The 26,853-nt window shown below is 58.8% G+C and carries 31 protein-coding genes; 12 read left to right on the top strand and 19 right to left on the bottom strand.

Annotation, left to right across the window (positions count from 1 at the left end; all coding sequences use genetic code 11):
* The first annotated feature begins 2 nt into the window (after window positions 1–2).
* On the top strand, window positions 3–818 hold the full coding sequence (locus tag ACIOU6_RS05450; protein WP_401134474.1) for an alpha/beta fold hydrolase: 816 nt from the start codon (window positions 3–5) through the stop codon (window positions 816–818).
* 108 nt (window positions 819–926) lie between these two features.
* On the opposite strand, the gene dsbG is transcribed toward ACIOU6_RS05450, so the two are convergent.
* The 5 genes from dsbG to ACIOU6_RS05475 form a co-directional block, all read right to left on the bottom strand.
* Window positions 927–1,697: a thiol:disulfide interchange protein DsbG gene (dsbG, locus tag ACIOU6_RS05455; RefSeq protein ID WP_221729151.1), complete on the bottom strand. Its 771-nt coding sequence runs from the start codon at window positions 1,695–1,697 to the stop codon at window positions 927–929.
* Window positions 1,673–2,542 carry a TlpA disulfide reductase family protein gene (locus tag ACIOU6_RS05460; protein ID WP_221729150.1) on the bottom strand — a complete coding sequence of 290 codons (870 nt, stop codon included), beginning with the start codon at window positions 2,540–2,542 and terminating at the stop codon, window positions 1,673–1,675. Before ACIOU6_RS05460 ends, dsbG begins: the two co-directional genes overlap by 25 nt.
* Complete coding sequence (dsbD, locus tag ACIOU6_RS05465) at window positions 2,542–4,275, bottom strand: protein-disulfide reductase DsbD (protein ID WP_401134477.1); 1,734 nt, start codon at window positions 4,273–4,275, stop codon at window positions 2,542–2,544. Before dsbD ends, ACIOU6_RS05460 begins: the two co-directional genes overlap by 1 nt.
* Before the next feature lie 91 nt (window positions 4,276–4,366).
* Window positions 4,367–5,059 carry a hypothetical protein gene (locus tag ACIOU6_RS05470; protein ID WP_221729148.1) on the bottom strand — a complete coding sequence of 231 codons (693 nt, stop codon included), beginning with the start codon at window positions 5,057–5,059 and terminating at the stop codon, window positions 4,367–4,369.
* Between the two features lie 76 nt (window positions 5,060–5,135).
* Window positions 5,136–5,828 (bottom strand): hypothetical protein, encoded by a 693-nt coding sequence (locus ACIOU6_RS05475; protein ID WP_401134482.1) that lies wholly within the window; start codon window positions 5,826–5,828, stop codon window positions 5,136–5,138.
* Window positions 5,829–6,097: 269 nt separating this feature from the next.
* On the opposite strand from ACIOU6_RS05475, the gene ACIOU6_RS05480 reads away from it, so the two are divergent.
* The 5 genes from ACIOU6_RS05480 to ACIOU6_RS05500 all read left to right on the top strand — a co-directional run bounded on the left by ACIOU6_RS05480 (window position 6,098) and on the right by ACIOU6_RS05500 (window position 10,666).
* Window positions 6,098–6,778 carry a response regulator gene (locus ACIOU6_RS05480; protein ID WP_221729146.1) on the top strand — a complete coding sequence of 227 codons (681 nt, stop codon included), beginning with the start codon at window positions 6,098–6,100 and terminating at the stop codon, window positions 6,776–6,778.
* Entirely contained in the window at window positions 6,778–8,100 is a 1,323-nt protein-coding gene (locus ACIOU6_RS05485) for an ATP-binding protein (RefSeq protein ID WP_401134485.1), read from the top strand. The genes ACIOU6_RS05480 and ACIOU6_RS05485 overlap by 1 nt, the downstream gene beginning before the upstream one ends.
* A gap of 216 nt (window positions 8,101–8,316) precedes the next feature.
* Complete coding sequence (locus ACIOU6_RS05490; RefSeq protein WP_401134488.1) at window positions 8,317–8,802, top strand: GNAT family N-acetyltransferase; 486 nt, start codon at window positions 8,317–8,319, stop codon at window positions 8,800–8,802.
* A gap of 143 nt (window positions 8,803–8,945) precedes the next feature.
* Complete coding sequence (locus tag ACIOU6_RS05495) at window positions 8,946–10,358, top strand: aspartate aminotransferase family protein (protein ID WP_221729143.1); 1,413 nt, start codon at window positions 8,946–8,948, stop codon at window positions 10,356–10,358.
* An 83-nt stretch (window positions 10,359–10,441) separates the two neighbouring features.
* Window positions 10,442–10,666: an MbtH family protein gene (locus ACIOU6_RS05500; RefSeq protein ID WP_221729142.1), complete on the top strand. Its 225-nt coding sequence runs from the start codon at window positions 10,442–10,444 to the stop codon at window positions 10,664–10,666.
* An 83-nt stretch (window positions 10,667–10,749) separates the two neighbouring features.
* Here the strand turns inward: ACIOU6_RS05500 and ACIOU6_RS05505 are convergent, their stop codons facing one another.
* The 10 genes from ACIOU6_RS05505 to soxR form a co-directional block, all read right to left on the bottom strand.
* Window positions 10,750–11,664, bottom strand: coding sequence for a metal ABC transporter solute-binding protein, Zn/Mn family (locus ACIOU6_RS05505; protein ID WP_221729141.1), 915 nt, complete (start codon window positions 11,662–11,664; stop codon window positions 10,750–10,752).
* Window positions 11,665–12,564, bottom strand: a complete 900-nt coding sequence (locus tag ACIOU6_RS05510; protein WP_221729140.1) for a metal ABC transporter permease — start codon at window positions 12,562–12,564, stop codon at window positions 11,665–11,667.
* Window positions 12,564–13,343 (bottom strand): metal ABC transporter ATP-binding protein, encoded by a 780-nt coding sequence (locus tag ACIOU6_RS05515; protein ID WP_260455448.1) that lies wholly within the window; start codon window positions 13,341–13,343, stop codon window positions 12,564–12,566. Before ACIOU6_RS05515 ends, ACIOU6_RS05510 begins: the two co-directional genes overlap by 1 nt.
* Window positions 13,340–14,269: a metal ABC transporter substrate-binding protein gene (locus ACIOU6_RS05520; RefSeq protein WP_221729139.1), complete on the bottom strand. Its 930-nt coding sequence runs from the start codon at window positions 14,267–14,269 to the stop codon at window positions 13,340–13,342. Before ACIOU6_RS05520 ends, ACIOU6_RS05515 begins: the two co-directional genes overlap by 4 nt.
* A gap of 35 nt (window positions 14,270–14,304) precedes the next feature.
* The gene (locus ACIOU6_RS05525) at window positions 14,305–14,880 is read right to left on the bottom strand and encodes a DUF6162 family protein (protein WP_221729138.1); all 576 of its coding nucleotides are present in this window, start codon (window positions 14,878–14,880) and stop codon (window positions 14,305–14,307) included.
* The gene (locus ACIOU6_RS05530; protein ID WP_401134494.1) at window positions 14,877–15,218 is read right to left on the bottom strand and encodes a hypothetical protein; all 342 of its coding nucleotides are present in this window, start codon (window positions 15,216–15,218) and stop codon (window positions 14,877–14,879) included. Before ACIOU6_RS05530 ends, ACIOU6_RS05525 begins: the two co-directional genes overlap by 4 nt.
* Window positions 15,215–15,757 carry a thiamine pyrophosphate-binding protein gene (locus tag ACIOU6_RS05535; protein ID WP_401134497.1) on the bottom strand — a complete coding sequence of 181 codons (543 nt, stop codon included), beginning with the start codon at window positions 15,755–15,757 and terminating at the stop codon, window positions 15,215–15,217. Before ACIOU6_RS05535 ends, ACIOU6_RS05530 begins: the two co-directional genes overlap by 4 nt.
* Complete coding sequence (locus ACIOU6_RS05540) at window positions 15,754–16,953, bottom strand: PepSY-associated TM helix domain-containing protein (RefSeq protein ID WP_401134500.1); 1,200 nt, start codon at window positions 16,951–16,953, stop codon at window positions 15,754–15,756. The genes ACIOU6_RS05535 and ACIOU6_RS05540 overlap by 4 nt, the downstream gene beginning before the upstream one ends.
* Window positions 16,954–17,247: 294 nt before the next feature.
* On the bottom strand, window positions 17,248–17,706 hold the full coding sequence (locus ACIOU6_RS05545) for a VOC family protein (RefSeq protein ID WP_221729134.1): 459 nt from the start codon (window positions 17,704–17,706) through the stop codon (window positions 17,248–17,250).
* Window positions 17,707–17,825: 119 nt separating this feature from the next.
* Window positions 17,826–18,272, bottom strand: coding sequence for a redox-sensitive transcriptional activator SoxR (gene soxR, locus ACIOU6_RS05550; RefSeq protein WP_221729133.1), 447 nt, complete (start codon window positions 18,270–18,272; stop codon window positions 17,826–17,828).
* 93 nt (window positions 18,273–18,365) lie between these two features.
* Between soxR and ACIOU6_RS05555 the strand changes: the two genes are divergently transcribed.
* The 5 genes from ACIOU6_RS05555 (at window position 18,366) to ACIOU6_RS05575 (ending at window position 23,090) form a co-directional block, all read left to right on the top strand.
* Complete coding sequence (locus ACIOU6_RS05555; RefSeq protein WP_221729132.1) at window positions 18,366–18,731, top strand: antibiotic biosynthesis monooxygenase; 366 nt, start codon at window positions 18,366–18,368, stop codon at window positions 18,729–18,731.
* Between the two features lie 137 nt (window positions 18,732–18,868).
* A complete protein-coding gene (locus ACIOU6_RS05560; protein ID WP_221729131.1) occupies window positions 18,869–19,138 on the top strand; it encodes a hypothetical protein in 270 nt (89 codons plus the stop codon).
* A 101-nt stretch (window positions 19,139–19,239) separates the two neighbouring features.
* A complete protein-coding gene (locus tag ACIOU6_RS05565; RefSeq protein ID WP_221729130.1) occupies window positions 19,240–19,854 on the top strand; it encodes a LysE family translocator in 615 nt (204 codons plus the stop codon).
* 205 nt (window positions 19,855–20,059) lie between these two features.
* On the top strand, window positions 20,060–21,226 hold the full coding sequence (locus ACIOU6_RS05570) for an aminotransferase class V-fold PLP-dependent enzyme (protein ID WP_401134504.1): 1,167 nt from the start codon (window positions 20,060–20,062) through the stop codon (window positions 21,224–21,226).
* 55 nt (window positions 21,227–21,281) lie between these two features.
* Complete coding sequence (locus ACIOU6_RS05575) at window positions 21,282–23,090, top strand: aminopeptidase P family protein (RefSeq protein WP_401134507.1); 1,809 nt, start codon at window positions 21,282–21,284, stop codon at window positions 23,088–23,090.
* 48 nt (window positions 23,091–23,138) lie between these two features.
* Here ACIOU6_RS05575 and ACIOU6_RS05580 read toward each other — a convergent pair whose 3' ends face one another.
* Window positions 23,139–23,735 (bottom strand): 2-hydroxychromene-2-carboxylate isomerase, encoded by a 597-nt coding sequence (locus tag ACIOU6_RS05580; RefSeq protein WP_401134516.1) that lies wholly within the window; start codon window positions 23,733–23,735, stop codon window positions 23,139–23,141.
* Between the two features lie 34 nt (window positions 23,736–23,769).
* On the bottom strand, window positions 23,770–24,498 hold the full coding sequence (locus tag ACIOU6_RS05585; protein WP_221729127.1) for an SDR family oxidoreductase: 729 nt from the start codon (window positions 24,496–24,498) through the stop codon (window positions 23,770–23,772).
* A gap of 89 nt (window positions 24,499–24,587) precedes the next feature.
* Here ACIOU6_RS05585 and ACIOU6_RS05590 point away from each other — a divergent pair, with 89 nt between their 5' ends.
* Window positions 24,588–25,151, top strand: a complete 564-nt coding sequence (locus ACIOU6_RS05590; RefSeq protein WP_401134510.1) for a TetR/AcrR family transcriptional regulator — start codon at window positions 24,588–24,590, stop codon at window positions 25,149–25,151.
* Window position 25,152: 1 nt separating this feature from the next.
* On the opposite strand, the gene ACIOU6_RS05595 is transcribed toward ACIOU6_RS05590, so the two are convergent.
* A complete protein-coding gene (locus ACIOU6_RS05595) occupies window positions 25,153–25,434 on the bottom strand; it encodes a hypothetical protein (RefSeq protein ID WP_221729125.1) in 282 nt (93 codons plus the stop codon).
* Between the two features lie 172 nt (window positions 25,435–25,606).
* Window positions 25,607–26,494, bottom strand: a complete 888-nt coding sequence (rhtA, locus tag ACIOU6_RS05600; RefSeq protein WP_401134512.1) for a threonine/homoserine exporter RhtA — start codon at window positions 26,492–26,494, stop codon at window positions 25,607–25,609.
* Window positions 26,495–26,853 lie beyond the last annotated feature (359 nt).

Genomic DNA, 26,853 nt, shown 5'->3' on the forward strand with positions numbered 1-26,853 from the left:
CGATGCCCTTTTTCAAGGTGGACGGACAAGCACTTCATTACATTGATCAAGGCACAGGCCCGGCCGTGTTGCTGGCCGGCAGTTATTTGTGGGACCAGGCTATGTGGGCGCCGCAGATCGCCGCGTTATCGCCGCACTATCGAGTGATTGCGCTGGATCTGTGGGGTCACGGCGAGTCCGGACGTCTGCCCGATGGCACTCAATCGCTAGATGACATCGCCCGGCAGGTGCAGGCGTTGCTCGATCATCTGGGCATCGACAAAGTCACGCTGGTCGGGCTGTCGGTGGGTGGCATGTGGGGCGTGCGTCTGGCGCTGTCGGCACCGCAGCGGCTCAAGGGGTTGGTGCTGATGGACACTTACGTCGGCGTCGAACCCGAGCCCACCCGTCAGTACTACTTCTCGCTGTTTAAACAGATCGAAGAAACCGGGGAAATCTCGGAACAGTTGCTCGACATCGTCGTGCCGATCTTCTTCCGGCCGGGCATTGATCCGCAGTCGGCGTTGTATCAGGATTTTCGCGCAAAACTCGCGGCTTACACCTCTGACCGGCTACGCGAAAGCATCGTGCCGATGGGGCGCATCACCTTTGGTCGTGATGACCTCCTGCCGCGTCTGAGTGAGCTGAATGCAGCCACCACACTGGTGCTGTGCGGCGATCAGGACAAACCACGACCACCGTCGGAAGCGCAGGAAATGGCAGAGCTGATCGGTTGCCCTTGGGTACTGGTGCCGGAGGCGGGGCATATCTCCAATCTGGAGAATCCGGCGTTTGTGACTGAGGTGCTGTTTAACTTCCTGAGTGAGCGCAACGGTTAGACCGCGTCATCGCTCTTCGCGAGCGAGCCCGCGCCCACAGAAGGATGGCATTCCAATGTGGGAGCGGGCTCGTTTGCGAAGGGGCAGTAGCCTCAACAATGTCCAGTGTTACTTAGGCCCAAGAATCTTCGCCAACTTGTCCGGCGTCGGCGCGCCTTGTTGCTGTTGCAGTTCGCCCTTGTCGTCCATATAGAAAATCGCCGGCGTGGCTTGCAGGTCCAGGTCTTCCATCAACTGCATGTTTGCCGCCAGTTTGGTCTGCACCGCCGCCGGGATGTCTTTCAACGCCTTGAGCGAACTGCCCTTGCCTGCCTTTTCGTGGTCTTGCAGTGCCTTTGCCGGATCCTTGGCGGCCAGCAGCGCAGCAGATTTACCCGGGCTGTCTTCGCGAATGATCCCGACCATGATGTGCCGTAATTGCACCTTGCCGGAGTTGACCCACGGCCGTGCCTGTTCCCAGAACATGTTGCAATACGGGCAGTTCGGGTCGCTGAACAGGTACACCGTGCGGGGTGCATCCTTGTTGCCGTCCTGAATCCAGTTGCTCGCTTCAAACTTGGCCCAGACTTCCTTGGCCATCGGCGCGTAGACCAGTTTTTGCAGCGGTTCACTGCTCAGGTCCTTGCCGTCGGCGTCGTACAGGTTACCCAGCAAAACGTGTTGACCGTCCGGGGTCAGGTACAGCGCCATGCCACGGTTCTGGTACTGCGCGGCATAACCGCGCAAGCCGTCCGGGGCGTCGAACTGGCCGACGATTTTTGCGCCTTTGGCTTCGATCTTTTTGATCGCGGCCGGTAACTCTTCAGCGGCCTGAACGGACGGCAGGTGCAGCAGGGCAGTGCCCAGGGTCAGCGTCAGCAGGTGGCGGAGGCGGTGCATGGCAGTTTCCTTGCAGAGGTGGCCGGGCCAGTGGCTCGGTTCGGGACGTCGAAGTTTTCCAGGGCGCGGGCCAGGCTGGCGTTGGACAGCTCGCCCAGATGACTGGCCAACAGCCGGCCGTCAGGGCTATAGAACAGGGTAGTCGGTAATGCCATGGAACCCACGGCCTGACCCAGGCGGCCGCCACGGTCGAACAACACGTTGCTCAGGCTCAGGCCCTGTGTTTCGAGAAACGTCGCCACGCTCTGCATGCTTTCGGCCTGATTGACGAAGAGGAAGGTCAAATCGGGGCGTTGCTGTTGGGCACTTTCCAGTACCGGCATCTCCCGCCGGCAGGGCGGGCACCAGGTCGCCCACAGGTTGATCACCAGTGGCCCGCCCTGATAGTCGCTGAGTTTGATGGTCTCTCCGGCCGCGTTGCGCAGGGAGATGTCCGGCAAGCGGGTACCTTGTTCGTAGATATTCAACGACAGCGTCGCCAGCAGCCAGAATGCCACGCCGCTGGCGACGCCGAACCCCAGCGGTCGACGCGACCCCGGGCGACGCCAGCCGCGATACAGCGCAGCCAGCAGCAATACGATCACCCCAGGCCAGGCAAGGAAACCACCATCGCGCAGGTCGATGATCTGCCACGGATCATTGCGATAGTGGCTCCAGTACATCGCGACAAATGCGACGCGAGCCGCGAGTATGCCGAGCAGAAACAGGCTGAACAACGCTGACTCGGGGTTATCACCACCACGTTTGGCCACCCGCCAGCCAACAAAGGTCGCCAGTGCCAATGCACTGATCAGCAGCAGGTGATTAAGCGCGATGGCAAAAGTGCCGAGAGTGAAGGTCAGCATCAGTTGGCGTCCCGGGTGGCGGTCCAGCGTTGCAGGAACGTATCGGCATCGACTTCGCCGGTAATGCGCTGGCTACGACGTTCCTCGCCGTCGGCACCGATCCACACGAAGCTGGGTGGCCCCGGTACTTTGAAGCGAGCGAGCAGTTCACGGCTGGCGGCGTTGTCAGCGGTGACATCCAGTCGCAGCAGGCGCACATCGCTCAGTGCCTGCATCACCTTGTCCTTGCCGAACACCTGCTTTTCCATGACTTTGCACGACACGCACCAGTCGGCGTAGTAATCGAGCAGCACCCACTGGCCCTGGGCCTTGGCGGTATCAAGTTCGCGTTGCAGTGCCGCCGGATCCTTGAGAGTGGTGAACGCGTCATGGCCACTCGTTGCTGCGTTGGTGACACGGCCGGCGCTGTAGACCTGCAACGGCTGGTACGGATCGTCGCTGCCGCCAGCGGCGCCGATCACCAGCAAACTGCCCCACAACCCGAGCAGCAAGGACGTGGCACCGAACATCTGGGCAACCCGGCCATAACCGTCGGATTGCTTCCAGGCGCTATAAGCGGCGATCAACAACAGGGCACCGCACAAACCCTGCCACAACGACGGGTCCAGCACCGGGCGCAACATCAACAATGCGGTGGCGAGGAACAGGAAGCCGAACACGCCTTTGAGCAGGTTCATCCAGTCACCGGGTTTTGGCAGGAAGCGATTGCCGACTGTCACCAGCAGCAACAGCGGTACGCCAATGCCGATCCCCAGCGAGAACAGAATCAGACCGCCATGCAGTGCGTTACCGCTCTGCGCGATGTACAGCAGCGCACCGGCCAGTGGCGCGGTCATGCATGGGCCGACCAGCAAACCGGACAGCGCGCCGAGTACACCTGCGCCAATCAGGCTGCCACCGGTGCGGCTGCGCGAAGCGTGTTCCAGTCGGTCCCGCAGCGCGACCGGCAATTGCAATTCAAAGAAACCAAACATCGGCAATGCCAGCACCACAAACACGGCGGCGAAGGCGCCCAGCAACCACGGATTTTGCAACCAGGCCTGCAGGTTCGCCCCCAGCAGTGCGGCAATCACGCCCATCGCTGCATACACCAGTGCCATGCAGATCACATAACTGCTGGCCAGCGCGAAACCCCGGCGTGGCGTCGCACCACTGCCGACAATCATCCCGGCCAGAATGGGCAGCATCGGTAGCGTACAGGGGGTGAATGCCAACAGCAGGCCGAGGCCGAAAAACACCAGCAGGCTCCAGCCCAGCGCCCGTTGTTGCAGGCTGCTGGCCAAGGCTTGATCCGGAGCTTCTGCGCCTGTCGCCACGGCCGCTTTACCGCCCAGGTCAATCACCCGTGTTTGCGGTGGATAACACAAACCGGCATCGGCACAGCCTTGGTAGCTGACTTTGATCTGACCGGTAGCCGCCGCCGGGATCTTCACCTCAAGCCCTTGACGATAGACCGGTTGTTCACCGAAAAACTCATCGCTGTGGGATTCGCCTTCAGGCAGCAACGGTTGTTGTTCGGCGGTCAGCCCGTCGAATTTCAGGCGCTTCTGGTAGAGGTAATAACCGTCGGCGATCTGCCAGAACAGTTGGTTCTCACCGGACTCCAGGCGCTCGGATGTAAGGACGAATGCTTTGTCGACCGGCAAAAACTCGGGTTTTGTTTCAAATGGATTGTTCCCGGCCTGGGCAAGGCCCGAGATCAAGAGCGCAAACAGTAGAAAGAAATGACGCATGTAGGAGCCTTGTCCCTGTGCAAGTGAAGCGCAGAATGGGCGGTCGCGATTAACCGATGATTAACCGCGCCCTGTGACGCCTCCTGGCCAGTCAGTCACGCAACAGTCCTGGCCACGTACCGTCATTGACCGACTTTGGGCCGTACGTTCGTGACTTGCTCATGTCGTATCTCAGGTACTCGTGGTTAGTCAGGAAGATGTAAAGCACCGAACTGTCTGACGTTCGATCATTTTGTGCAACGGAAATAATTCGATGTTTATAGCGCGACAAGCCGGGCCAGTTATTTTCGTTGATCGTGTCGTGACAAATAGTGTCGCGTTCCAGGTTGGCGCTGACGGTGGTGCCATCGCTTAACAGAAACCGGAAATATTTGTCGTTTGCGGGACGTGGCCACCAGGTACCTCCGACAATCCGCTCAAAATAAGGTTGCAGGCGATGCCACATTGAATGTTCAACGTACTGTTGGCCCATGACTTTATCGGTATCCTGGTTGTACCACGTCACCACTGGAGTTTTATTCTGATAAGAGAACAACCACAGAATATCGCGGTCGTCGAACAATACGCTCTTGCGAGGGAATCCGGTTGTTGTGAAGCCGAAGCGCAGGTTCTTTACGTCATTGAGAGTATCCCAACTGCCCTCGACAGGTGAGGGGTAACCCGCCGGTACTTCATTGTCACCGATGTTGAAGCGTGAGTAGGTATTGGTGTCTTTGAAGAAAAAATAAATCCGGTCTTTTCCTGCGCGCCAGTCCACAGCGACAAAATTTTTTAATTCAGGCATGTCTGATTCCATTCATATAAAAGCGGTAAGTTTGCTGCTTTAAGGTTTGTTTGTACGGCGGCTGCCAAACACAGGTTCAGTCGCGCAGCAGTCCCGGCCAATTGGTTTCATTGATGTTGTGCGGGCCGGAGACGAGCCGGTCTGTCTGTATGTTGTAAACAAGGTATTGGTTGCCGGTCAGGAAGATATACCAATAGCTGTCAGCGAAAGTTCGATCATTTTGTGCGCCGGTGATGATCCGGTTTTTATAAGGAATAAGGGCGCCCAGTCTATGCTGGCCCAAAGCATTGCGGGTCAGTGTTTTTGCTCTGTAGTCGAACGTCAGGTAATGCCCGTCATTGAGGATGAATCTGAACAGGAAAGAATGGCCAGTAATCTCTGCCCATGTGCCGGTAATGATCTTGTCAAAGTAAGGAAGTATTGGCTTCCAGAGCGTGTCGGCCAGTTTGTAAATGCCCGACACTTTATCTTCATCCTGGTTGTACTTGCAGACTGTCGGTGTGTCGCCGTTGTAGAAGAACAGCCAGGCGATATCTTCGTCGCCACCGGCGTTAAAACCCAGCGACGTGGTGGTGAAGCCGAAGCGCAAGTGTTTGGTGTACGGGTCGAACTTGTCCCAACTGCCTTCAGTGGGGCCGGGATAACCGTCCGGCACTTGTCGATCGCCGATATCGAATCGAGAATAAGTGTCGGTGTCCTTAAAGAAAAAATAAATGCGGTCAGGGCCAGAGCGCCAGTCGACGGCGACGAAATTTTTTAATTGAGGCATGTTTTAAGTCCATTTAATTAGGGTTGTTTTTTGAGGCGTGTTCAAACTATCTGGAAACGTTATTTGTATGTAGTGAAAAGGTGTTGTTTTTTATTTCTGGAAACGCTGGATGGAAATGATCTTGCGCGACATCTGACTATTGGAGTGGGCGATCACAGGGCGCATGCCCACTCGATTGTTCACTGTGCTTTGCGTCACCATCGGGGATCGCCATAATTGCCGCTTAATCCTCGCTTGCTTCACTCACGTTTTTTGCTCAGGGAGTTGCCATGCACGTACTGGTTTGTGAAGACGATGAGTTGATCGCCAGCGGTATCGTCGCCGGTCTCACTGCCCAGGGCTTGACTGTGGAGCACGTCAACACCGCGTCCAAGGCGCGGGCGATACTCAAGGTCGCCGAGTTTGACGTGATGGTGCTTGATCTCGGCCTGCCCGACGAAGATGGCCTCAAATTGTTGCAGCAGCTACGCCAACAAGGCCTGGAGATTCCCGTGCTGATTCTGACTGCGCGCGATTCGGTCACCGACCGCGTCAACGGTTTGCAGGCCGGCGCTGACGATTACTTGCTCAAACCGTTTGACCTGCGTGAGCTTTTTGCGCGTCTGCAAACCTTGCTGCGTCGAGTGGCCGGGCGCAGCGTCAACCTGATCGAACACGGTGCGCTGACCTACGACCCGAGCAGCCGTGAAACCACCCTGGCGGGGCAACCGGTGGATTTGTCGCGACGCGAACAATCGCTGCTGCAAGCCCTCCTGCACAACCGGGGCCGAGTGCTTTCCACCGAACAATTGAAAGACAGCGTCTACGGTTTCAATGATGAATTGGAAAGCAACGCGCTGAACGTGCATATCCACCACCTGCGCAGCAAACTCGGCAAAGGCATAGTCGAAACCGTGCGAGGGCTGGGCTATCGCCTCGGGCCGGCCGATGGTGGAGATCAGAACAAGTGATGAGCCTGCGATTGCGCCTGAGCCTGACCCTCGGCGCTGCGTTTGCGCTGATCTGGGCGTTGGCAGCGGCCTGGATGCTCAGCGATCTGCGCAATCAGATGATGTTTTCCCTCGACCAGCGTCTGGTGGCTTCAGCGCGCATGGTTGCCGGGCTGCTGGAGCAATTGCCAGCCTTGCCGAGCAAAGGCGAGGGCACCCATTTCAGTGCCGAGCAACTGAACATTCCCGGCGGCATGGCCTGTCAGGTCAGTTCGCTGCGCGGGGAGATTCTTGCCCGCAGTCACAACCATCCTGAACAAGCGCTGGAGGCCGAGAAAATGGGCTTCCACGACCAGATGATCGACGGCGCGCCGTGGCGCAGTTTCACCCTCGCCCGGGGCGACGTGCGGATCACCACGGCGGACCGGCAGATTGAACGCGAAGCCCTGAACATGTCGATCCTGCTGGCGGCGTCGGTGCCGGTGGGGGTGGCGTTACTCGGATGTCTGTGCCTGCTGTGGCTGGGGATCGGCCAAGGGCTGGCGCCGCTCAACCGTCTGCGCGAAGCCTTGATGCGGCGTAATGCCGATTCGCTTGAGCCGTTGCAGTTGCAGTCGTTTCCCAGCGAACTGAAGCCTTTGCTCGACACCCAGAATCAGTTGTTCCAGCGCATCGGCAAGACCATCGAACGTGAACGTCGCCTGACCGGAGACGCGGCCCACGAACTGCGCAGCCCGCTGACGGCGATCAAGACGCACCTGCAAGTGGCACGCATGACCGACGGCAGTGCCCGCGATCAGTCGCTGGCACGGGCCGAGGAGGGCGCTGATCGCTTGCATCGCACGCTTGAGCAGTTGCTGTTGCTGGCGCGGGTTGAGGGCAGTCTGTCGTTTGATGACGGCTCGCAATGCAGCGCCGAACAAGTGGCCAGACTCGCCATTCAGGACGCCACGGGTGGTGAACGTCAGCGGATCGAATTGAAGTTGCCGGCCAATCTCTCGGCAGCGCCATTGCAAATGCCAGCGGTGCTGTCGATTGCCGCGCTGCGCAATCTGCTCGACAACGCCCTGCGCCATACGCCCGAGGACTGTGCGGTCGAGGTGAGCCTGGAAACCATCGGCAACCGTGTACGCTTTGTCGTGCGTGACCACGGTCCCGGCATTGCGCAGGACGATCTGCAGCATCTGACCCAGCGCTTCTGGCGCAACGGCCAGAGCACGGGCTGCGGCCTGGGCCTGGCGATTGTTCAGGCAATCGTCCAGCGTTGCGACTGCGCGCTGCATTTCGACAGCCGCCCGGATGGGTTGCGGGTTGAACTGACCATGCCGTTACAACCGGCCTGAATCCAGCATGAATCCCTGTGGGTGCGGGCTTGCTCGTGAAGGCGTCTGATCAGTTGATATTGATGTCGACTGACACAACACCTTCTCGAGCAAACCCGCTCCCACAAAGGATCAGTGTTTTGGCTCATCAAATGTAACTTCTCGGCGTTCGCTATCCGGCTGGCTTGGGGTTAAGGTCACCCCAGCTTTGACTCAATGGATTGAGGGAACTGCGCCATGGAAGCACCCATCTGCATTCGTCCGGCCATTCTGGCCGACGTCGGAATCATCAGCCGTATCATCGAACATTCGATCCGTTTCGGTTGTGCGCTCGATCATCGCAATGACCCGCCGCTCGTCAGTGGCTGGACCCGGCAGCATTGCGCCGACGTCATCAGTGCCCGGCTCGCCGATCCGCACTTCTACTTGAGTATCGCTTTGCTTGCGGACAAACCGGTCGGTGTCGGCATGGCCCGGGTCAGCGGCGACATTGTGTTCTGCTATGTACAGCCGCAATCCTTTCGCCGTGGTGTGGGGCGGGCGTTGATGAGTGATCTTGAAGGCTGGCTGCGGGTTCGGGGGGCGCTTCACGCCCACCTCAACAGCACTCGCACCGGTGAAGCCTTTTATCGTCATCTGGGGTATCACGAATCTGAACCATCCCTGGCACACCAAGGCTTGCAGGTCCTACCCATGTACAAGCCGCTGCCGTTGCCCGGATGACGAGTCGATCAAGGGCCTAAATCCTCACCTCGCTTAAGCGTTTCCAGAACAGGAAAACCTGCAAGTGCGCCCCGTGACGGGAGTGCGTAACTGTCGGGTGTGCTGTTTTGGTCGCTATTCATAGCCAATTGAGGGGTCGAGAGATGTCAGTCGCCACCAGCCTTATCGAAGAGTCGTCGGCCCGGGTCATCTCGGCGCCAGCGGAAACCTTGTATCAGTTCAATGAATCGCCATTGCTGGCCCGTCAGGCCCGGCAGGAATCCAATGCCCGCAGCTATCCACGCCGCATTCCACTGGCACTCAAGCGCGCCAAGGGCTTGTATGTCGAAGACGTCGAGGGGCGTACGTTCATCGACTGCCTGGCCGGTGCCGGCACGCTGGCGCTGGGGCATAACCATCCAGTGGTGATCGAGGCGATCCAGCAGGTGCTGGCCGATGAATTGCCGCTGCATACGCTGGACCTGACCACCCCGGTCAAGGATCAGTTTGTCCAGGATCTGTTCGGTCTGCTGCCCCCGGCGCTGGCGTCGCAAGCGAAGATCCAGTTCTGCGGCCCGACCGGCACTGACGCGGTGGAAGCGGCGTTGAAACTGGTGCGCACCGCCACCGGGCGCAGCACGGTGCTGTCGTTCTCCGGCGGTTATCACGGCATGAGTCAGGGGGCATTGAGCCTGATGGGCAGCCTGGGGCCGAAAAAACCGCTGGGGGCTTTGCTCAGCAGCGGCGTGCAGTTCATGCCGTTCCCGTATGACTACCGTTGCCCGTTTGGCCTCGGTGGCGCGGCGGGGGTGAAGGCAAACCTGAGCTATCTGGAAAACCTGCTGAACGATCCTGAAGCGGGCGTGCAATTGCCTGCGGCGGTGATCGTCGAGGCGGTGCAGGGCGAGGGCGGTGTGATCCCCGCCGATATCGAATGGCTGCGCGGTTTGCGCCGGATCACCGAGAAGGCTGGCGTGGCGCTGATTGTCGATGAGATCCAGAGCGGTTTCGCCCGTACCGGCAAAATGTTCGCCTTTGAACACGCTGGCATCACCCCAGACGTGGTGGTGCTGTCCAAAGCCATCGGCGGCAGTCTGCCGCTGGCGGTGGTGGTCTATCGCGACTGGCTCGACACCTGGCAACCGGGCGCCCACGCCGGTACGTTCCGGGGCAATCAGATGGCGATGGCTGCAGGCTCTGCGGTCATGCGGTATCTGGTCGAACACAAGGTTTGCGAACACGCCGCCGCCATGGGCGAGCGTTTGAGTGAGCACCTGCGCATCCTGCAACGGGATTTCCCGCAACTGGGCGATGTTCGTGGTCGCGGTTTGATGCTTGGTGTCGAGTTGGTCGATCCGAATGGCGCCCCGGATGCGCTCGGCCATCCACCGTCGTTTGCGCGCCTGGCGCCACTGGTGCAGCGCGAATGCCTCAAGCGTGGCTTGATTCTGGAACTGGGTGGCCGTCATGGCGCGGTGGTGCGTTTCCTGCCGCCGTTGGTGATCACCGCTGCCGAGATCGACCGTGTTGCCGAGATTTTCGGTCGCGCTCTGGGCGCGGCCATCGCGGCACTCTAAATTTCTCACCACGCCGAACGTTCTTTCTACATACCCGGCTGCACCCTTCGAGCAGCCCACCCTTACAACGATGGAGAATCAGCATGACGTCAGTATTCGACCGCGAGGACATCCTCTTTCAGGTCGTGGTCAACCACGAAGAGCAGTACTCGATCTGGCCGGATTACAAGGCCGTGCCAGAGGGTTGGCGCACCGTGGGCAAGAGCGGCCTGAAGAAGGAATGCCTGGCCTACATCGAGGAAGTCTGGACTGACATGCGTCCGCTGAGCCTGCGTCAGAAGATGGAAGGTCTGACAGCCGCTCAATAAGCTGCCGGGCAAAAAAAAGAAACCCGCTGGACTGGATGCAGTCAGCGGGTTTTGTCATTTCCGGGATTTGATCATGCAGAGCGTTAATGCGCTGTAACTGCACTCAGCCCCTTGATCAGGGCGTCGACATTGCCTTCCAGCTCAGCCACCGGGTCCGCCGCATCTGTACTCAACACCAACAGCCGACCGCCCGATTCAGCAATTGCCGCTTTTACCGCCTCCGACGGCTGTCGATGGTGCAACACCACCGCCACCTCATTGTCTTTTAGCGTCGCCGTCAGTTGCTTCAGATCTTCCGGCGTCCAGTCAGCATCAGGGCGCGGATCCTGAGCGATCAGTTCCAGGTTCAGGCTGCTGATCAGATACCCGAAGTGATCACTCAAGCTCATCACACTCAGATTATCGGTACTGGCCAGACGCGCTTCGCTGTCGGCGCTGAGCTTGAGCAAGCGCTGTTTCAGCTCCGCCAGATTCGCCTCGATCTTCGGCTTGGCGGTCGGTGCCAAACGCACCAGATCGGCGGCCATCACGTCGGCCATGCGTCCCATGTTGTTGCTCGCCAGCCATGGCTGACTGTTCAAACCATCGACCTTCGACCCCGGTTGCACAGCGATGCCGGGCAGGGCGCCGTCGACCGGACGGGCAGCATCGACTTCAACGATACGGATGTTGCTGCGGCGGGCGATCGGGTACAGCGGATCATCGGCCCACAACGAGCGCACACCGATCACCGCATCGGCGCCGGTTGCCAGTTTGCTCAACGCCGGCGCGCCGCGCCCGGTGAAGTAGGCGGTTTGGCGACTGCCCGGCAGGTTGACCGGTGCCGCACGTTCCAGGCTGATGTCGGTGCCTTTGAGCAGCACCTCGCTCAGGCCATAGGTGATTGGCAGTGAGGTCAGCACTCGCAGGGGTTTGGTGCTTTCGGCGGCCATCAGAGGGGGCGAGACCACGCCGCACAGGGCCATGGCCAACGTCAGGTTGCGCAATGAAAAAGCCATTTATCCAAGGTTCCCTTTCAGACTGGGGACGACACCGCGCGCAATGGCGGCGAGGGCGAAGGCGATGCCAGCGACCAGAATGATCGCGGCGCCGGACGGAATCGGCAGATCGAACACGATCGGCGCGAGAATGCCGCACAAAGTGCTGATGGTGGCAATCAATACCGAGCACCAGAAAAAGCCCTTCAGCGACTGGCTGAGTAACCGCGCGGCCGCCGCAGGAATCACCAGCAGCGCGCCCACAAGAATTGCGCCGATGACTTTCACGGCCGCGACGGTGATCAGTGTCACCAGAATCACGAACAGGTAATCCAGAGTCTTTACGGCCACGCCGCGCACGGCGGCCAGTTGCGGGTTGAAACTGGCGAGCATGATGCGGTTGTAAAGCGGCAGGGCCAGCGCCATGACCAGCGAACCGACGATGGCCAGCACTGCCAGATCGTTGCCGTTGACGGTCAGCACCGAACCGAACAGCACGTTTTCCAGAATGTGCACGTTGATCTTGCCCGCCAGAATCAGCAGCAGACTCGCGCCCAGTGCCAGCGACACTGACAGGAACACGCCGATCAGGGTGTCTGGTGCCAGGCCGGTGCGGTTGCGCAGGTAATTGAGCAGGATGCCGAACAGCAGGCAGTAACCGAACAGGCTGCCGTAAGGTCCGGTGTAGGGTTCGCCGAGCAGGATGCCGATGGCCACACCGGTCAGCGCCGCATGGCCCACCGCCTCCGAGAAAAACGCGAAGCGCTTGACCACCACCAGCGTGCCGAGGCCACCGAGTACCGGGCCGATCAACAGACCGGCAAGCAATGCATTGACCACAAAACCATAGGCCAGCGCTTCGGGCAGGTAACCGGAGGAGGCCCAGCCCTGGACCATCAGACGAAAGGCTTCATAACTCATCAGGCAACGCTCCGTGGATGGGTCGAAAACAAACTCAGCAGGCGTTCCGGAGTCAATGCCTGTTGCGGTGTGGCGTCGAACAGCACGCGACGGTTGAGACCGGTGACGCGGTCGGCCAGACGCCCGACCGCGTCCAGATCATGTTCGATCCACAGCACGGTGATGCCCGCTGCGCGCCAGTCGCCGAGCAGGCGTTCGAACACCTGAATCCCTGCTTCGTCCAGAGCTGACATGGGCTCGTCGAGCACCAGCAGTTGCGGCGCCGGGATCAGCCCTTGCGCGAGGAGCACTCGCTGACGTTCACCGCCAGACAGCGCGCCCATGCGGCGTTTGCGTTTGTCCTGCATGCCGACGCGCTCCAGTGCCGCACCGATGGCGCCGGCGTAGCGCTTGCTCAATCCGAGAAACGCCGGTCGGCGCTGGCACATGGCGGCCATGAAATCGTCGACTGTCATCGGCAAACCGCGATCAAATTCCAGCGCCTGCGGGACGTAGCCGATGGTGCCGGGCATGCCGGGCCATTGCAGGCTCAACTGCCCCTGATGCGGCATTTGCCCCAGCAACGTCTTGATCAGCGAGCTCTTGCCACCCCCGTTGGGGCCGACCAGTGCATGCACGCTGCCGGGCTGCACCTCAAAGGTTACGTTGTCGAGAATCGTGGTGCGCCCCAGCGTCAGACTGACTTCGGCAAAATCCAGCGTCGGCCCCGAAACCTGTGCGAGCAAGCTCGCTCTCACAGCGGATCTGGATGCGTCAGAAAGGGGTTCTTTTATCGTCATGCGCCGGACTCCTGAATCGCCCGAACCACGGTGTTGAGGTTGCCGGTCATTTCCTTTTCGTACTTGTCTGCCGCGTATTCACCGTAAGAAATGTGCGACAGCGGGTACAGCTTCACGCCTGACTCACGCTGAATGGTGTCGACGTAAGTGGACGGGAAGTCCATTTCCGAGAAAATCACTTTTACGTCCAGTTCGCGCAACTGGTCGATGGTCTTTTTCAACTGGCTCGGGCTTGGTTCAATACCGTGGGCCGGCTCAACCACCGCGGTCACTTCCAGGCCGAATTCGCGCAGCAGGTAGTCATAAGCGGCGTGAACAGTGGCGACGCGCAATTCGGCGTTGGGTGCCTGGGTCAGTTTGGCGAGCGCATCGGCACGCATCTGCCGCAGACGTTTGCCGTAGGCGCGGGCATTTTGGGTGTAGGTCTTGGCGTTGTCCGGATCGAGTTTGCCCAGCTCGCGGGCGATGTTGTTGACCTGCGCGATAGAGGCGCTGATCGACAGGAACGTATGCGGATTCACGACTTTGCCGGCACCGCGTGCGGCGACCCCGGTGGCGGCCAGCAGCGGCACGTTTTCGTTGGCTTCGATGGTGTTGACGTTCGGCGTTTCGCTGGCCGCGATCATGCGGTCGGCGAAATCATCATGGCCGACACCGTTGAGCACGATCACATCCAGACCGCTGATACGTTTGATGTCCTCGGCCCGTGGTTCGTAGGCGTGCGGATTGAAACCCGCAGGAATCAGCGGCACGACCTCAGCCTTGTCGCCAACGATGTTCGCCACATAGCTGTAATAAGGGTGCAAGGTGATGCCGATGCGCAGGCGTTTGGCCGGATCGGCGCTCGCCAGCGGGCTCAGCAGGCAGGCGCAAAGGCCCGCTAGAAACAAACGTAACAACGGACGGCGAGGCGATGAAATAGACATGGGCAAGCGGTCTTCTCTCGAATAAGGGCGAGGAATCAATGACGATGTTCGCGGGTAACCCCGGCATCGTATTGCGCGACGATCTGTTTCCACCCAGCGGCGGACAGGGCGGTGTCGGTCAGCTCCGATGGGGCTTGCAGACCCGCATCACGATTGAGCCAGATATCCGGTGCCGCCTTGTCATCGGCGGCTACGCGCATCAGAAACGAACCGGCGACGGCGGGTGTCTGGCTATGGCCGAAGTAGGCGCTGTCCGCGAGTATTTGCCAGGCATGGCCGCCACGGCTGATCGCGCTGACGTCCTGAGCAAACGGGGCGAAACCTTCATCGGCCAGGCCTTGTGGGGACGGCAGGGTTTTCTGTTCTTCGCGCAGCAACTGGATTTCGTCCAGCGTCACGCGCAGATCGGCATAAATGCCCTGCTCGGCGGCGCTGAGGTCGCGCCGGGCATCGAACTGATGGCTGGCAACAGGCTCCGGTTCGTGGGAAACCCTGCGCCATGCCACCACGGACCCTGCTATCGCGAGGATCAACAGGCACATCAGCAACACGTTGAGGGTTTCATGGCCGGCTCCTGCCGGGCGCACAACTTGGGTGGTTGGCGTACTCATGGTGCCTCGATGTCCGCTTGGTCGATTTCCACGACATGCCCGGGACCGGCGTCGAACAGCACGTAGAACTCGGCGCCGGGTTTCTTGAAGGTCAGGGTCGAGTCGCTACCGAGTTTGCCCGGCACCAGAATCGTCTCGTCGTAGCCGATCACGTCGAGGGTTACCCCCGGTGCGCCGCTGCCGTCAGAGAAGCCGCCGGTGCATTTGATCTGTTCGGCATCAATGGCTTTGCACTCGCACATCGGGTTGTGCGCCAGGGCGCTGGCGCTCAAACCGGCGCACAGTACCAGCAGCGCGGCGCTCAGTCGCAGACGGGAAGGGCGTTGAGCGTGGCTCATGGGTTGGCTCCTTGTTTGTTCAGCCAGGCAATGGTGGCGGGGGAGGCCTGGCTCAGGGGAATCGAGGCCTGATGCATGCTGCCGTCCCAGCCCTCCAGGGTGATCCACAGTTCGGCGTCAGTTTTGGTTTTTTCCGGGATCGGCAGTTGTGTGTCCATTCGGTAAGGCGTACCGAAGAAGATCACGCCGGCTGCACGCAGGCTGCGCGGCTTGCCGATGCGCAGATAGGTGGCCTTGACCTGTTCGATACAGGTATCGCAAAGGGCGGCGCTGAAGCTCTTCATATAGCCGGCCGGCCCCGTGAGTATGGGGGCTTCATTACGAAGTTCGGCCAATCGCAGGCTCCAGGGTCCGACCTGGATATCGCCGATCTCGTGCTGACCCAGGCCACTATCGCCGCGAAACAATGAGGCATCGGCGAAGTATTTGGGCATGAAGCCCAACGGGATCAACAGCAGCAGAACATTGATGTGAAACCGCCACTTGTGCCAGAAGCGAGACAGTCGGGATGGCCGCTTGATCAAGGTGGACTTGCTCACAGGCTGGCCTGCGAAGGTTCACGGCTCATGGCCGCTTGCGCCTTGATGCGGGTTTTCTTGTCCTCGCGCTTCAGCGCGTTGGCGGTCGCCAGGGCGGTACGTTTGGTCCAGATGAGCAAGCCGCTGAGCACCATCATGCTCAGCAGCAGGCCGAAGAAAAACCAGATCAGCTTGATCCAGATTCCGCCGAAGTCACCGGTGTGCAGCGGGCGCATGGATTCGGTTACGAACTCCAGCGAGGAGCGATCGGACAGTAACCGTAAAGCGGCCAGGTCACCGTTGTACGGGTTGAGCGTCGCGGTCTGGAACATCAATGGATACCAGCCGCGACCGCCGACACTCATGTGGCTGTAGGCGTTACCCGGCAGGCTGACGAAACTGGCTTGCAGCCCCGGAATCTTCTGTTGAGCGATCTCGATGGCGTGATCCAGGCTGATACGTGGCGGCGGCGTGCCAGCCGCTGAAATGGGTACGCTTTCTCGGGACATGGCCGGGATGATCGGTTCGCTGGAGATGGAAATCTGGTTATCAAACAGAATCGCCCGGATCAGGAACCAGATGCCGGTGATGGAAATGACCGCAATGAACCAGATCGACCAGATGCCGCACAGTCGATGGAAGTCGCCCCAGAAGATGCGTGCTCCGTGGCGCACACGCAGGGTCGGGCGCAGAAAACCTTTCCAGAAGCGCTTGTAGACCACCAATCCGGTCATCAATGACACCAGCATGGGCACGCCCAGAAACGACACCAGATACCAGCCCCAACTGAAACCGTTGGTGAATGGCACCAGCCACCAGCCATGCAGGGCGCGGGTGAAAGCCTTGAAGTCGAAGGCGGGCGCAGTGCCCTGAATGACGCCGGTGTACGGGTTGACGTAGACCGTCAGTGAACGCCCGTCGGGGTAGCTGACTTCGACATCAAGGGCAAAGTGTGATTCGTCCGGACGGCTGATGCTTTGCACCCGTGTCTGGGGCTCGGCCTTTTTGATCGCAGCCAGAATCTGGTCATAACTGAGCAGCGGGGTATCGTCCGACGGCTGGCTGGCGCGCATTTGCGGGTTGGCTAGCCAGACTATCTCCTGGCTGACGACCGCCAGCGTGCCAGTCACACAGACGATCAGGACAAAAAACCAGATGGGCAAGGCGAGCCAGCTATGTGCCAGGAACCACAGTTTGGAGCGGGATTTCTTCGACATGATTACGCGTCTTGATTCGGTGAAAGGCCGCGTGACTACGGGCTTCGTAGTTGGCGTCCCTGAAAGGCGCAGTCGTGGCTTTTGCCTACGCGAAAGGCCTGTATCCCTATAAGACGGATGAGCGAAGCAAATCCCGATAAACGATATGAAAGTAAATGTTTCGCAATTCTCCCGATTATCCAGAACTGCTCTTGGGGATCTCGGTAAGTAGCGCTGGCAGGTGAAGCAACCGCGCCAAACAACCCTGTGGGAGCGGGCATACTCGTGAGGAGGCCAGACCTGCCACCCAAAAATCTAACCCTGACTGAACATCTCCATCGCCCGCTGTCTGATCTGCTCCTCTGTCAGATCCTCCTTGCGTGTGGCCAGAAACCACAAATGCCCATAGGGATCCTTCAACGTGCCGCTGCGATCACCGTAAAACTGGTCCTTGACCTCGGACACCGTCGTCGCCCCGGCGTCCAGCGCCCGTTGAAATGATTTGTCGACATCAGTCACATACAGATGCAAACCGACCGACACCGCTTTGTCGGGGCTGCTCAGTGGCCCTTGATCACACGGCGAGCCGAGCATGATTGCGCTGTCGCCGATACGCAGTTCCGCGTGGCCGATGCCGCCATCGGGCATGGCCAGGCGCATGACTTCGGTGGCACCGAAGGCTTTCTTATAGAAATCGATGGCCTCGGCGGCCTTTTGGATGCCCAAGTATGGGGTAATGCTGTGATACCCCTCCGGGATGGGCTTGATGCTCATGACGTTCTCCCTGATTTTTATTCGAAGAGATGTGGCTCCACCCGAAAGGTGGAAAATTCACTATAGAACTGTCCTTGCGGCGAGGATTTTTGCCCGACGAGCAGCACCCATTATCGGTATTAGAGAAAGTGCGGCCCGGGCCCTTGTTCTCCCAGCACATCGCCCTGATTGCGCAGCGGACAAGCCTCCATCGACAGGCAGCCACAACCAATGCAGCCATTGAGTCGGTCGCGCAGCAGCGTCAGTTGGTTGATCCGCTCATCCAGTTCGCGCTGCCACTGCTGCGACAGGATCTTCCAGTGCGCCGCGGTCGGGGCGCGATCATCCGGCAGGATTTTCAATGCCTCGCCAATTTCCGCCAGCGTAATGCCCAGGCGCTGTGCAACTTTGATCAGCGCTACCCGCCGTAGCACTGCGCGTGGATAACGCCGCTGATTGCCAGCATTGCGCTGGCTTTTGATCAACCCCTTGGCTTCATAAAAGTGCAGGGCGGTGACTGCAACGCCGCTGCGGGCCGCGACTTCGCCCACGGTTAACGGCTTGTGTAGGTTTTCTTTGGTGATCATCTGAAACAGCTCTTGACCTTGACTTAACTAGAGGTTTTACCCTGCGCTCCTTCGAGTCGCAAGATTCGCCTTACAGATACGAGGGGGCTTTTCATGCAAGCATCAGCGAAAAATCGTAGCTTCACCCAGTTGATCGAATTCGAGATCGAACCTCGGCAGCAAACGGCACTGGTCTTGGCGTTGTCGGTGCAGACCGAGCGTTTGGCCCTGCGCTACGAGGGGTTTGTCAGCGCCAGTGTGCAGGCCAGCGACGATGGCCGGCGGGTGTTGAGTTTTGTGCAATGGCAGAGCCGCGAGGCGGGGGAGGCGGCATTCAGCAGTTTCGAGAATGGTGAACAGGATTTTTGGCAGTTGATCCGCGCCCATCAGGCGAAAACCGTAACGTTCAATTCGTTTCAGGTGCTGAGCAGCATCGCCCGCAGTCATGACGATGCGCTGCACTGCCATTTGGTCGGGTAGTTCGAAAGCTGGATCAGCCGTTCGCGGGGAGATGGTCAAATTCTGATAGCCACTATCGAGAGCGTTGATTTTTGCACGAGCGCGGCCGGGCGTAGCCTTTGTCCATCGACTCCTCACTGCTTGCCAGGACGCGCCCCATGAATCGTTTACTGACCCTTTCGCTGTTGCTCGTGGTTTCCGTGCTTGCCGGATGTGCCACCCATGTCTCCCCGGAACAACGTCCTTACACCCCCGAAGAAACCCGTGAGTTAGCGATGGAGGCCCTCAACCGCAGTGGTTTGTCCTTTGACGAATACCACGCGAAAAAAGCCTTGTTGCTTGGCCAGTCGCAAAAAGCATTTGGTTTCGATAAACAAGGCGAAATGAGTGCTGAGCGTGCCGTACAGCTACACGGCCGTTCAAGCTGAAAGCCAACTGTACTGCTTGAAGTTTTACCTAACTGTCCATGGGTTTAATGGACAGCGTGGGATAGGGTCGACATCTGAATGACCTTGATGGATTGCTCACCATGACCCTCTCGCTTGATCTTCTGCTGGGCTTTGCCCTGTTTGCCCTTGTCACCTCGATTACGCCGGGGCCGAACAACACCATGTTGCTGGCATCGGGGGTGAATTTCGGCTTCAACCGTACTATCCCGCACATGCTCGGCATCACCTGCGGCTTCTTTGTGCTGGTGGTGGCGGTGGGTTTTGGTTTGGGTGCGGTATTTCAGAACTATCCGATTCTCTATACGGTGCTGCGCTATGTCGGCGCCGCGTACCTGCTGTATCTGGCGTGGAAAATCGCGCGCTCTGGGCCTGTCGGTGACAGCGCGCAAGGCGAAGGCAAGCCGATCAGCTATCTGGGCGCTGCGGCGTTCCAGTGGGTCAATCCCAAGGCGTGGATCATGGCCATCGGTGCCATCAGTACCTACACGCCGATGCAGGGTTACTTCACCAATGTGCTGGTGATCGCCGCCGTGTTCGCCATTATCAATCTACCGAGCGTCGGCGTCTGGGCCGCGTGCGGTACGCTATTGCGCAATGTGCTGAAGGATCCGCGCTGGTTGCGTGTTTTCAACTGGGGAATGGCCACGTTACTGGTAATTTCGCTGTACCCGTTACTTCTCGAAAGCTTTAGCTGACGCATTGCTTCAATCGCCGGCCCGATGCCTGTTAAGCTCGGCTTCAGGAGCGTTCCTACGCACTTTTAAATGAAGTTGTTCTTCTTTAACGGCATCCGATCAGGTATTGATGACGCTCTCGAACCGACGCGCAGCTCACGAGGCTGCGCTGTGCCGTTTGCAGACACGAGCCTCCTGATCCCGGAACACGCTCTGCGAGTCTTTTATGAACACACGTCCGTTGTATTTCGATTACGCCGCCACCACCCCGGTGGACGAGCGGGTCATCCAGGTGATGATCGAATGTCTTGGGTTTCACGGTAACTTCGGCAACCCGGCCTCCAGCTCCCACACCTTCGGCCAACAGGCCCGGAAAACGGTCGAGCAGGCTCGCCGGCAAGTCGCCGAACTGGTTGGCGCGCAAGCCGAACAGATCGTCTGGACCTCCGGTGCCACCGAGTCCAATAACCTCGCCCTCAAAGGCGTGGCCCAAGCGCGCGGTGTGCCGGGCGGCCACATCATTACCAGCCAGATCGAACACAAAGCCGTCCTCGATACCGCCCGCCAATTGCAGGACGCCGGCATCGCCGTGACCTATCTGGTGCCGGACACCGACGGCCTGATCACGCCGCAGGCTGTCAGCGAAGCGATGCGCGATGACACCTTTCTGGTGTCACTGATGCTGGTCAACAACGAACTCGGCACGGTCAACGACATCCCCGCCATCGGCGAGGTCGTGCGTGGCCGCCAAGCACTGTTCCATGTCGATGCGGCGCAGGGCGCTGGCAAGGTAGCGATTGACCTGGCGCAGTGGCCAGTGGATCTGATGTCGTTCTCGGCGCACAAACTTTATGGTCCCAAAGGCATCGGCGCGTTATATGTCGGCCCGCGGGCGCAGCAACGTTTGCAGGCGCAGATTCATGGCGGCGGCCACGAGGGAGGGCTTCGTTCCGGGACTCTGGCGACCCATCAGATTGCCGGAATGGGCGCTGCGTTTGCCTTGGCTGCAGCCTCCTTTGATGAAGAGAAGACGTCCATCGTCGCGCTGCGCGAGCGCCTGCTCGAACCACTGCTGAGCCTGCCGGGCGTAAATCTCAACGGCAGCGCGAGCCAACGTATCCCGCACACCTTGAGCCTGACCTTCGGCGAAGGCGAGTTCAACAGCGCGGCGCTGAGCCATTCGATGGCGTTTTCCGCAACCTCGGCCTGCAACTCGGCAAGCAACGCGCCGTCCCATGTGCTGTTGGCGCTGGGGCATGACGCACGTCTGGCCGAACGCACCATTCGCTTGAGCCTTGGCCGTTTTACAACGACCGAGGATATCGACAAGGCCGTAGAATTGATCAAAACCGCCTGCGCCAGTGCTCCGGCATTCTGGGCGACAGGTCTTTAACCAGCCGACCTAACGGCTACGAATAATAACGATGAAGTGATTGGCAGGAGACATGATGAGTAACCAGACCTCGACCGAAGGATCGGTGCCCCACCGCCTCGCGCAGACCCGCGAACTGATGCGCCGCGAAGGCATTCATGCGTTGTTGGTGCCGTCGGCCGATCCGCATTTGTCGGAATACCTGCCGGGCTACTGGCAAGGCCGGCAATGGCTTTCGGGCTTTCATGGCTCGGTCGGGACTTTGATTGTCACCGAAGATTTCGCCGGCGTCTGGGCCGACAGTCGTTACTGGGAACAGGCGACCAAGGAGCTCAAGGGGAGCGGCATTGAACTGGTCAAGTTGCAACCGGGTCAGCCGAGTCCGTTGGACTGGCTGGCCGAGCAGACGCCGGAAGGTAGCGTAGTTGCGGTCGATGGTGCGGTGATGGCTGTGGCTTCAGCGCGCACCTTGAGCAGTAAACTTCAAGCACGCGGCGCTCGTCTGCGTACCGATATCGATTTGCTGAAGGAAGTCTGGAGCGATCGCCCGAGCCTGCCGAATGCTCCGATCTATCAGCATCTGCCGCCACAGGCGACTGTCAGCCGTGTCGACAAGTTGGGCAAACTGCGCGAAAAACTGCACGAGCGCGGAGCCGACTGGCATTTCATCGCCACCCTCGACGACATTGCATGGTTGTTTAACCTGCGTGGCGGCGATGTGTCGTTCAACCCGGTGTTTGTTTCCTTCGCGTTGATCAATCAACAGCAAGCCATGCTGTTCGTGGCCTTGAGCAAGGTTGATGCAGATTTGCGCGCAGTGCTCGAAAAAGATGGCGTGACGCTGCGCGATTACAGCGAAGTGGCTGACGCTTTGCGCGCTGTGCCGAATGGCGCCAGCCTGCTGGTGGATCCGGCCCGAGTCACCAGCGGTCTGCTGGATAACCTCGACAGCGGCGTGAAACTGGTCGAAGGTTTGAACCCGACCACGCTGGCCAAATCGCAAAAAAGCGAAGCCGATGCCCAGCACATTCGCAAAGCAATGGAGCAGGATGGCGCAGCGTTGTGCGAATTTTTCGCCTGGCTGGAGTCGGCCTGGGGCCGAGAACGCATCACCGAATTGACCATCGACGAGAAACTCACCGCTGCCCGTGAACGTCGTCCTGATTATGTTTCGCTGAGTTTCAACACCATTGCTGCGTTCAACGCCAATGGCGCGATGCCGCATTATCACGCCACCGAAGAAGAGCACGCGGTGATCGAGGGCGATGGTCTGCTGCTGATCGATTCCGGTGGTCAGTACCTGGGCGGCACGACCGATATCACACGGATGGTGCCGGTCGGTACGCCGACTGAAGAACAAAAGCGCGATTGCACGCGCGTTTTGAAAGGCGTGATTGCACTGTCGCGAGCGCAATTTCCGAAAGGCATTCTGTCGCCGTTGCTTGATGCCATCGCTCGTGCGCCAATCTGGGCCGAGAGCGTGGATTACGGTCACGGCACCGGTCACGGCGTGGGCTATTTCCTCAACGTTCACGAGGGCCCACAAGTCATTGCCTATCAAGCGGCGCCGGCACCGCAGACGGCGATGCAGCCAGGGATGATCACGTCCATCGAGCCTGGCACTTATCGTCCGGGTCGTTGGGGCGTGCGTATCGAGAACCTGGCGATGAACCGTGAGGCGGGCAGCAGTGAATTCGGTGAATTCCTCAAGTTTGAAACCTTGACGCTGTGCCCGATCGACACTCGGTGCCTGGAGCCAGCGCTGCTGACGCAGGAAGAGAAACAGTGGTTCAACACCTATCATGCCGAAGTGCGTGAGCGTCTGAGCCCGTTGCTCGATGGTGCGGCGCTGGAATGGCTGAACACTCGCACTATGGCTATCTGATCGACTGCAACTCAGGCGCTGATACCAGCGCCTGAGTCACGGCTTCCTCTAGGCTTGGCGCAGCGCTTCCTCGACAAAGTCGAGGCGATCCTGGCCAAAGAACATCTGTTTGCCAATAAACATGCTCGGCGCGCCGAAAACTCCGCGTTTAACCGCTGTTTCCGTATTTTCCTTAAGAACGGCTTTGACGGTTTCGTCGTTGGTCAGTGCCAGTACTTCTTGTGGATCGAAACCGTGCTCGCTCAATACCGCTGCGACAGTTGCTGTTTCATCCAGGCTGCGGCCTTCTACCCAAAGTGCACGAAACAGGCAATCAATTAAGGCCTGGAAACGATTTGGCTGACGCAGTTGGACACCTGTTACGGCGCGCATCAGTATCAGCGTGTTGATGGGGAAGTGTGGGTTGAACCTCAGGGGGACGCCATAGCGTTTGGCGTAGCGGTCCAGATCCTGAAACATGTAGCGACCTTTTGCCGGAATCATTGCCGGGGAGGCGTTGCCGGTGGCTTTGAATACGCCGCCCAGCAGCATAGGCATGTAGATCAACTCGCTGTTGGTCGCAGCGCATATCTTCGGCAACTGGGTATAGGCGAGGTAAGTGGCAGGGCTGCCGAGGTCAAAATAGAACTCCACGGTTTTGCTCATCATCGCTGAACTCTCTTTATTGTTATGGAGGGGATTACCAGCGCTCGTTCCAAGGGCGCAGGTCCAGCTCAAACGTCCACGCATCCCGTGGCTGACTGTGCAGATACCAATAGTTTTCGGCAATGTGTTCGGGGTTCAGAATACCGTCATGGTCCTTGGAGGCGTACTTCTCGGGGAAGCTGTTGCGGATGAAATCGGTATCGATGGCGCCATCGACCACTACATGCGCGACGTGAATGTTCATCGGCCCCAATTCACGCGCCATGCTCTGTGCCAGAGCGCGGATACCGTGTTTGGCGCCCGCGAACGCGGCGAAACCCGACGCCCCGCGAAGTCCGGCGGTAGCACCCGTGAAGAGAATGGTGCCGCGTTGACGGGTAACCATGCGTTTGGCCACTTCGCGAGCATTGAGGAAACCTGAAAAACAGGCCATTTCCCAGATCTTGAAATACTTGCGAGCGGTTTCTTCGAGAATACTGCACGGCACATTCGCGCCGATATTGAATACGAAGACTTCAATCGGACCGAGGCGAGTTTCGATGTCTTCAATCAGCGCGATGACGTCTTCTTCCTTGCGCGCATCGCAGGCAAAACCGTGAGCTTCGCCACCCTCGGCCAGAATCGACTCCACCAGCGGGTGCAATTTGTCGGCGCTGCGCCGCGTGACGCAAGCGATGAATCCCTCCCTGGCAAAGCGCTTGGCAATCGCGCCGCCTGTCGCATCGCCTGCGCCGACAACCAATACGACCTTCTTGTTATTCATGGGTAGCCCCTTTATTAAACGATCGTTAAGTGAACGAACGTTATGCTAGGATCCAGGCAACGTCAAGGCGGCCAATCGAGGGCAAACACATGCGTTACTCCGCCAGTCACAAACTGGAAACCCGGGAAAAACTATTGCAGAGCAGTGCGCTTTCAGCCAAGCGATCCGGGTTTTCCACGGTTGGCGTCGATGGCTTGATGAAGGCCATTGGCTTGAGTGGTGCGGCGTTTTACAGCCACTTCTCGTCGAAGGATGCGTTGTTCTCTGCCATCGTCGAGCGAGAGTTGGGTCAAAGCCTTGAGCGACTGGGCGGGCATGGCACGCAGGATCGTGAGCGACTGGAACGCTGTCTCAAGCACTATTTGAGTATGGCTCACGTTGAACAGCCTGAATCCGGCTGTGCCTTGCCAGCGTTAGGGGCGGAAATCGCACGTTCGGACATTCAGGTGCGTGAACAGGCAGAGTTGTGGATATGCCGGCTTCAAGAGCGTTGGGCGCAGATACTTGAGAGCGACAGTCTGGCCTGGTCGGTCCTTTCGCAGTGTGTTGGGGCACTGGTGGTGGCGCGTATGCTGGCCACGCCGGACATTCAGCGAGCGGTGCTGAAGTCCAGTCACCACGAGATTGGACGCCAGATCGCTACACAGGCGTGATCTATTTACAGATGACGATCATGCTGCGACTTGTGTAGCCAGCGGGGTTGAGGCCAAACGGATAGTCGCCTGGTTCCTCCACGGCATCCCCCGATTTGGCGATGACCCTGTAGCCTTTCGGAGCGCAGGAATTAGCTGCGCTGGTATAGCACCGATCCCAAGAGGACGAGAGTCCCGAACAGTTGATGTGCAGTCCTTTCTTGCCGTGCTTTACCGAAGTTTTCGAAGTTGCCGCGCAGCCAGCGACTGCGAGTACGGCTACCAGTATCAAAATTCGCTTCATTACTGTCCTTATAGCTAGCGGCCACGAGTCTCTCGCTCGGGTCTGCCTGTATTCGCTCGCACTCTAAGCGTTTCGATATCCCTATCCGAAAAAATCCATATCTGGCACTGAGTTAAGGGCTTAAACATGGCCTAAATGAACGCCAATTGCCAGACCTTCGTCAAATCCTGTTTCAATCTGCCGCAATGACAGGCTTGGCCGCGCTACCCATAGTCATGGTCGCGCCGACGGAAGCCAGGATAATGCACAGGATCGCCAGCCATTGTGACAGTGTGAGGTATTCCTGCAGGAACAGCAGTCCCGACAACGCTCCGAACGCGGGTTCGATGCTCATCAACGTACCGAAGGTGCGTGCGGGCATACGCGTGAGTGCGACCATTTCCAGCGTGTAGGGAAGGGCGGTGGACAGGATGGCAACGCCAATGGCAATCGGAATCAGCGATGGCGTCAGTAGAGCCGCGCCGGCATGCACGATACCGATGGGGGCCACAAACAAAGCCGCGATCATCACGCCTAACGCAGCGGTTGTAACACCGTTGTCGGCACCGGCCTTCTGACCGAACAGGATGTAAAGCGCCCAGCAGACGCCGGCACCTAACGCATACCCGGCGCCGACCCCATCGATGCCGGCGGTTGTTGCTCCTGTAGGTATCAACAGCAGCAGCCCGGTTGCTGCCAGGCCGATCCATAGAAAATCGATGGCGCGACGGGATGCATATATAGCTACAGCCAGCGGACCGGTGAATTCGAGAGCAACGGCGATTCCCAGCGGAACCGTGCGCAAAGACATATAGAAGAGGAAGTTCATACCGCCTAATGCCATGCCGTAGACGATCACTGTGCGCAACGACTTGGCGGTTAGCTTCGCTCGCCATGGGCGCAGCAATAACAACATGATCACGCTGGCGAAGATCAGGCGCAGGGTGGTTGTCCCTTGAGCGCCAACCACCGGAAACATGCTTTTGGCCAAAGACGCGCCGGACTGGATAGATGCCATGGCTATTAAGAGCAGGCCAACCGGGAACATCATGGAGGCAAGAGAGCGGGGTTGGTCATTCATTGCGCGGTATCGTCCAAGGTGGGAACTGGGTATTGTTCTAGGCGTTGGGCAATATACTGCGCACTCGCTGCGGCTGCGTCTATATATACGGGGCTTTTTCCGGCTACCGATAGAAAAAAGAAATTAACGGTTGACGGCAGATTCTGGAAGCCTATAATTCGCCCCACTTCCGGCGCAGTCGAAACGAAAAACTCCTTGAGATTCAATGAGTTATGATGTTTTCTGCGGTGGGTTGCTTCAGGTTATCGAAGCCAGAAAGAAGTTGAAAAAGAGGTGTTGACAGCAGCGTGTAACGCTGTAGAATTCGCCTCCCGCTGACGAGAGATCGGAGGCGCAAGTGGTTGAAGTTGTTGAAGAAT

It is taken from the genome of Pseudomonas sp. NPDC087615 (assembly GCF_044743445.1).
Lineage (GTDB): Bacteria > Pseudomonadota > Gammaproteobacteria > Pseudomonadales > Pseudomonadaceae > Aquipseudomonas > Aquipseudomonas baetica_A.

Coding starts and splice junctions, on each gene's coding strand:
- ACIOU6_RS05450 (WP_401134474.1), top strand. CDS start 3: ATGCCCTTTTTCAAGGTGGACGGACAAGCACTTCATTACATTGATCAA.
- dsbG (WP_221729151.1), bottom strand. CDS start 1,697: ATGCACCGCCTCCGCCACCTGCTGACGCTGACCCTGGGCACTGCCCTG.
- ACIOU6_RS05460 (WP_221729150.1), bottom strand. CDS start 2,542: ATGCTGACCTTCACTCTCGGCACTTTTGCCATCGCGCTTAATCACCTG.
- dsbD (WP_401134477.1), bottom strand. CDS start 4,275: ATGCGTCATTTCTTTCTACTGTTTGCGCTCTTGATCTCGGGCCTTGCC.
- ACIOU6_RS05470 (WP_221729148.1), bottom strand. CDS start 5,059: ATGCCTGAATTAAAAAATTTTGTCGCTGTGGACTGGCGCGCAGGAAAA.
- ACIOU6_RS05475 (WP_401134482.1), bottom strand. CDS start 5,828: ATGCCTCAATTAAAAAATTTCGTCGCCGTCGACTGGCGCTCTGGCCCT.
- ACIOU6_RS05480 (WP_221729146.1), top strand. CDS start 6,098: ATGCACGTACTGGTTTGTGAAGACGATGAGTTGATCGCCAGCGGTATC.
- ACIOU6_RS05485 (WP_401134485.1), top strand. CDS start 6,778: ATGAGCCTGCGATTGCGCCTGAGCCTGACCCTCGGCGCTGCGTTTGCG.
- ACIOU6_RS05490 (WP_401134488.1), top strand. CDS start 8,317: ATGGAAGCACCCATCTGCATTCGTCCGGCCATTCTGGCCGACGTCGGA.
- ACIOU6_RS05495 (WP_221729143.1), top strand. CDS start 8,946: ATGTCAGTCGCCACCAGCCTTATCGAAGAGTCGTCGGCCCGGGTCATC.
- ACIOU6_RS05500 (WP_221729142.1), top strand. CDS start 10,442: ATGACGTCAGTATTCGACCGCGAGGACATCCTCTTTCAGGTCGTGGTC.
- ACIOU6_RS05505 (WP_221729141.1), bottom strand. CDS start 11,664: ATGGCTTTTTCATTGCGCAACCTGACGTTGGCCATGGCCCTGTGCGGC.
- ACIOU6_RS05510 (WP_221729140.1), bottom strand. CDS start 12,564: ATGAGTTATGAAGCCTTTCGTCTGATGGTCCAGGGCTGGGCCTCCTCC.
- ACIOU6_RS05515 (WP_260455448.1), bottom strand. CDS start 13,343: ATGACGATAAAAGAACCCCTTTCTGACGCATCCAGATCCGCTGTGAGA.
- ACIOU6_RS05520 (WP_221729139.1), bottom strand. CDS start 14,269: ATGTCTATTTCATCGCCTCGCCGTCCGTTGTTACGTTTGTTTCTAGCG.
- ACIOU6_RS05525 (WP_221729138.1), bottom strand. CDS start 14,880: ATGAGTACGCCAACCACCCAAGTTGTGCGCCCGGCAGGAGCCGGCCAT.
- ACIOU6_RS05530 (WP_401134494.1), bottom strand. CDS start 15,218: ATGAGCCACGCTCAACGCCCTTCCCGTCTGCGACTGAGCGCCGCGCTG.
- ACIOU6_RS05540 (WP_401134500.1), bottom strand. CDS start 16,953: ATGTCGAAGAAATCCCGCTCCAAACTGTGGTTCCTGGCACATAGCTGG.
- ACIOU6_RS05545 (WP_221729134.1), bottom strand. CDS start 17,706: ATGAGCATCAAGCCCATCCCGGAGGGGTATCACAGCATTACCCCATAC.
- soxR (WP_221729133.1), bottom strand. CDS start 18,272: ATGATCACCAAAGAAAACCTACACAAGCCGTTAACCGTGGGCGAAGTC.
- ACIOU6_RS05555 (WP_221729132.1), top strand. CDS start 18,366: ATGCAAGCATCAGCGAAAAATCGTAGCTTCACCCAGTTGATCGAATTC.
- ACIOU6_RS05560 (WP_221729131.1), top strand. CDS start 18,869: ATGAATCGTTTACTGACCCTTTCGCTGTTGCTCGTGGTTTCCGTGCTT.
- ACIOU6_RS05565 (WP_221729130.1), top strand. CDS start 19,240: ATGACCCTCTCGCTTGATCTTCTGCTGGGCTTTGCCCTGTTTGCCCTT.
- ACIOU6_RS05570 (WP_401134504.1), top strand. CDS start 20,060: ATGAACACACGTCCGTTGTATTTCGATTACGCCGCCACCACCCCGGTG.
- ACIOU6_RS05575 (WP_401134507.1), top strand. CDS start 21,282: ATGAGTAACCAGACCTCGACCGAAGGATCGGTGCCCCACCGCCTCGCG.
- ACIOU6_RS05580 (WP_401134516.1), bottom strand. CDS start 23,735: ATGAGCAAAACCGTGGAGTTCTATTTTGACCTCGGCAGCCCTGCCACT.
- ACIOU6_RS05585 (WP_221729127.1), bottom strand. CDS start 24,498: ATGAATAACAAGAAGGTCGTATTGGTTGTCGGCGCAGGCGATGCGACA.
- ACIOU6_RS05590 (WP_401134510.1), top strand. CDS start 24,588: ATGCGTTACTCCGCCAGTCACAAACTGGAAACCCGGGAAAAACTATTG.
- ACIOU6_RS05595 (WP_221729125.1), bottom strand. CDS start 25,434: ATGAAGCGAATTTTGATACTGGTAGCCGTACTCGCAGTCGCTGGCTGC.
- rhtA (WP_401134512.1), bottom strand. CDS start 26,494: ATGAATGACCAACCCCGCTCTCTTGCCTCCATGATGTTCCCGGTTGGC.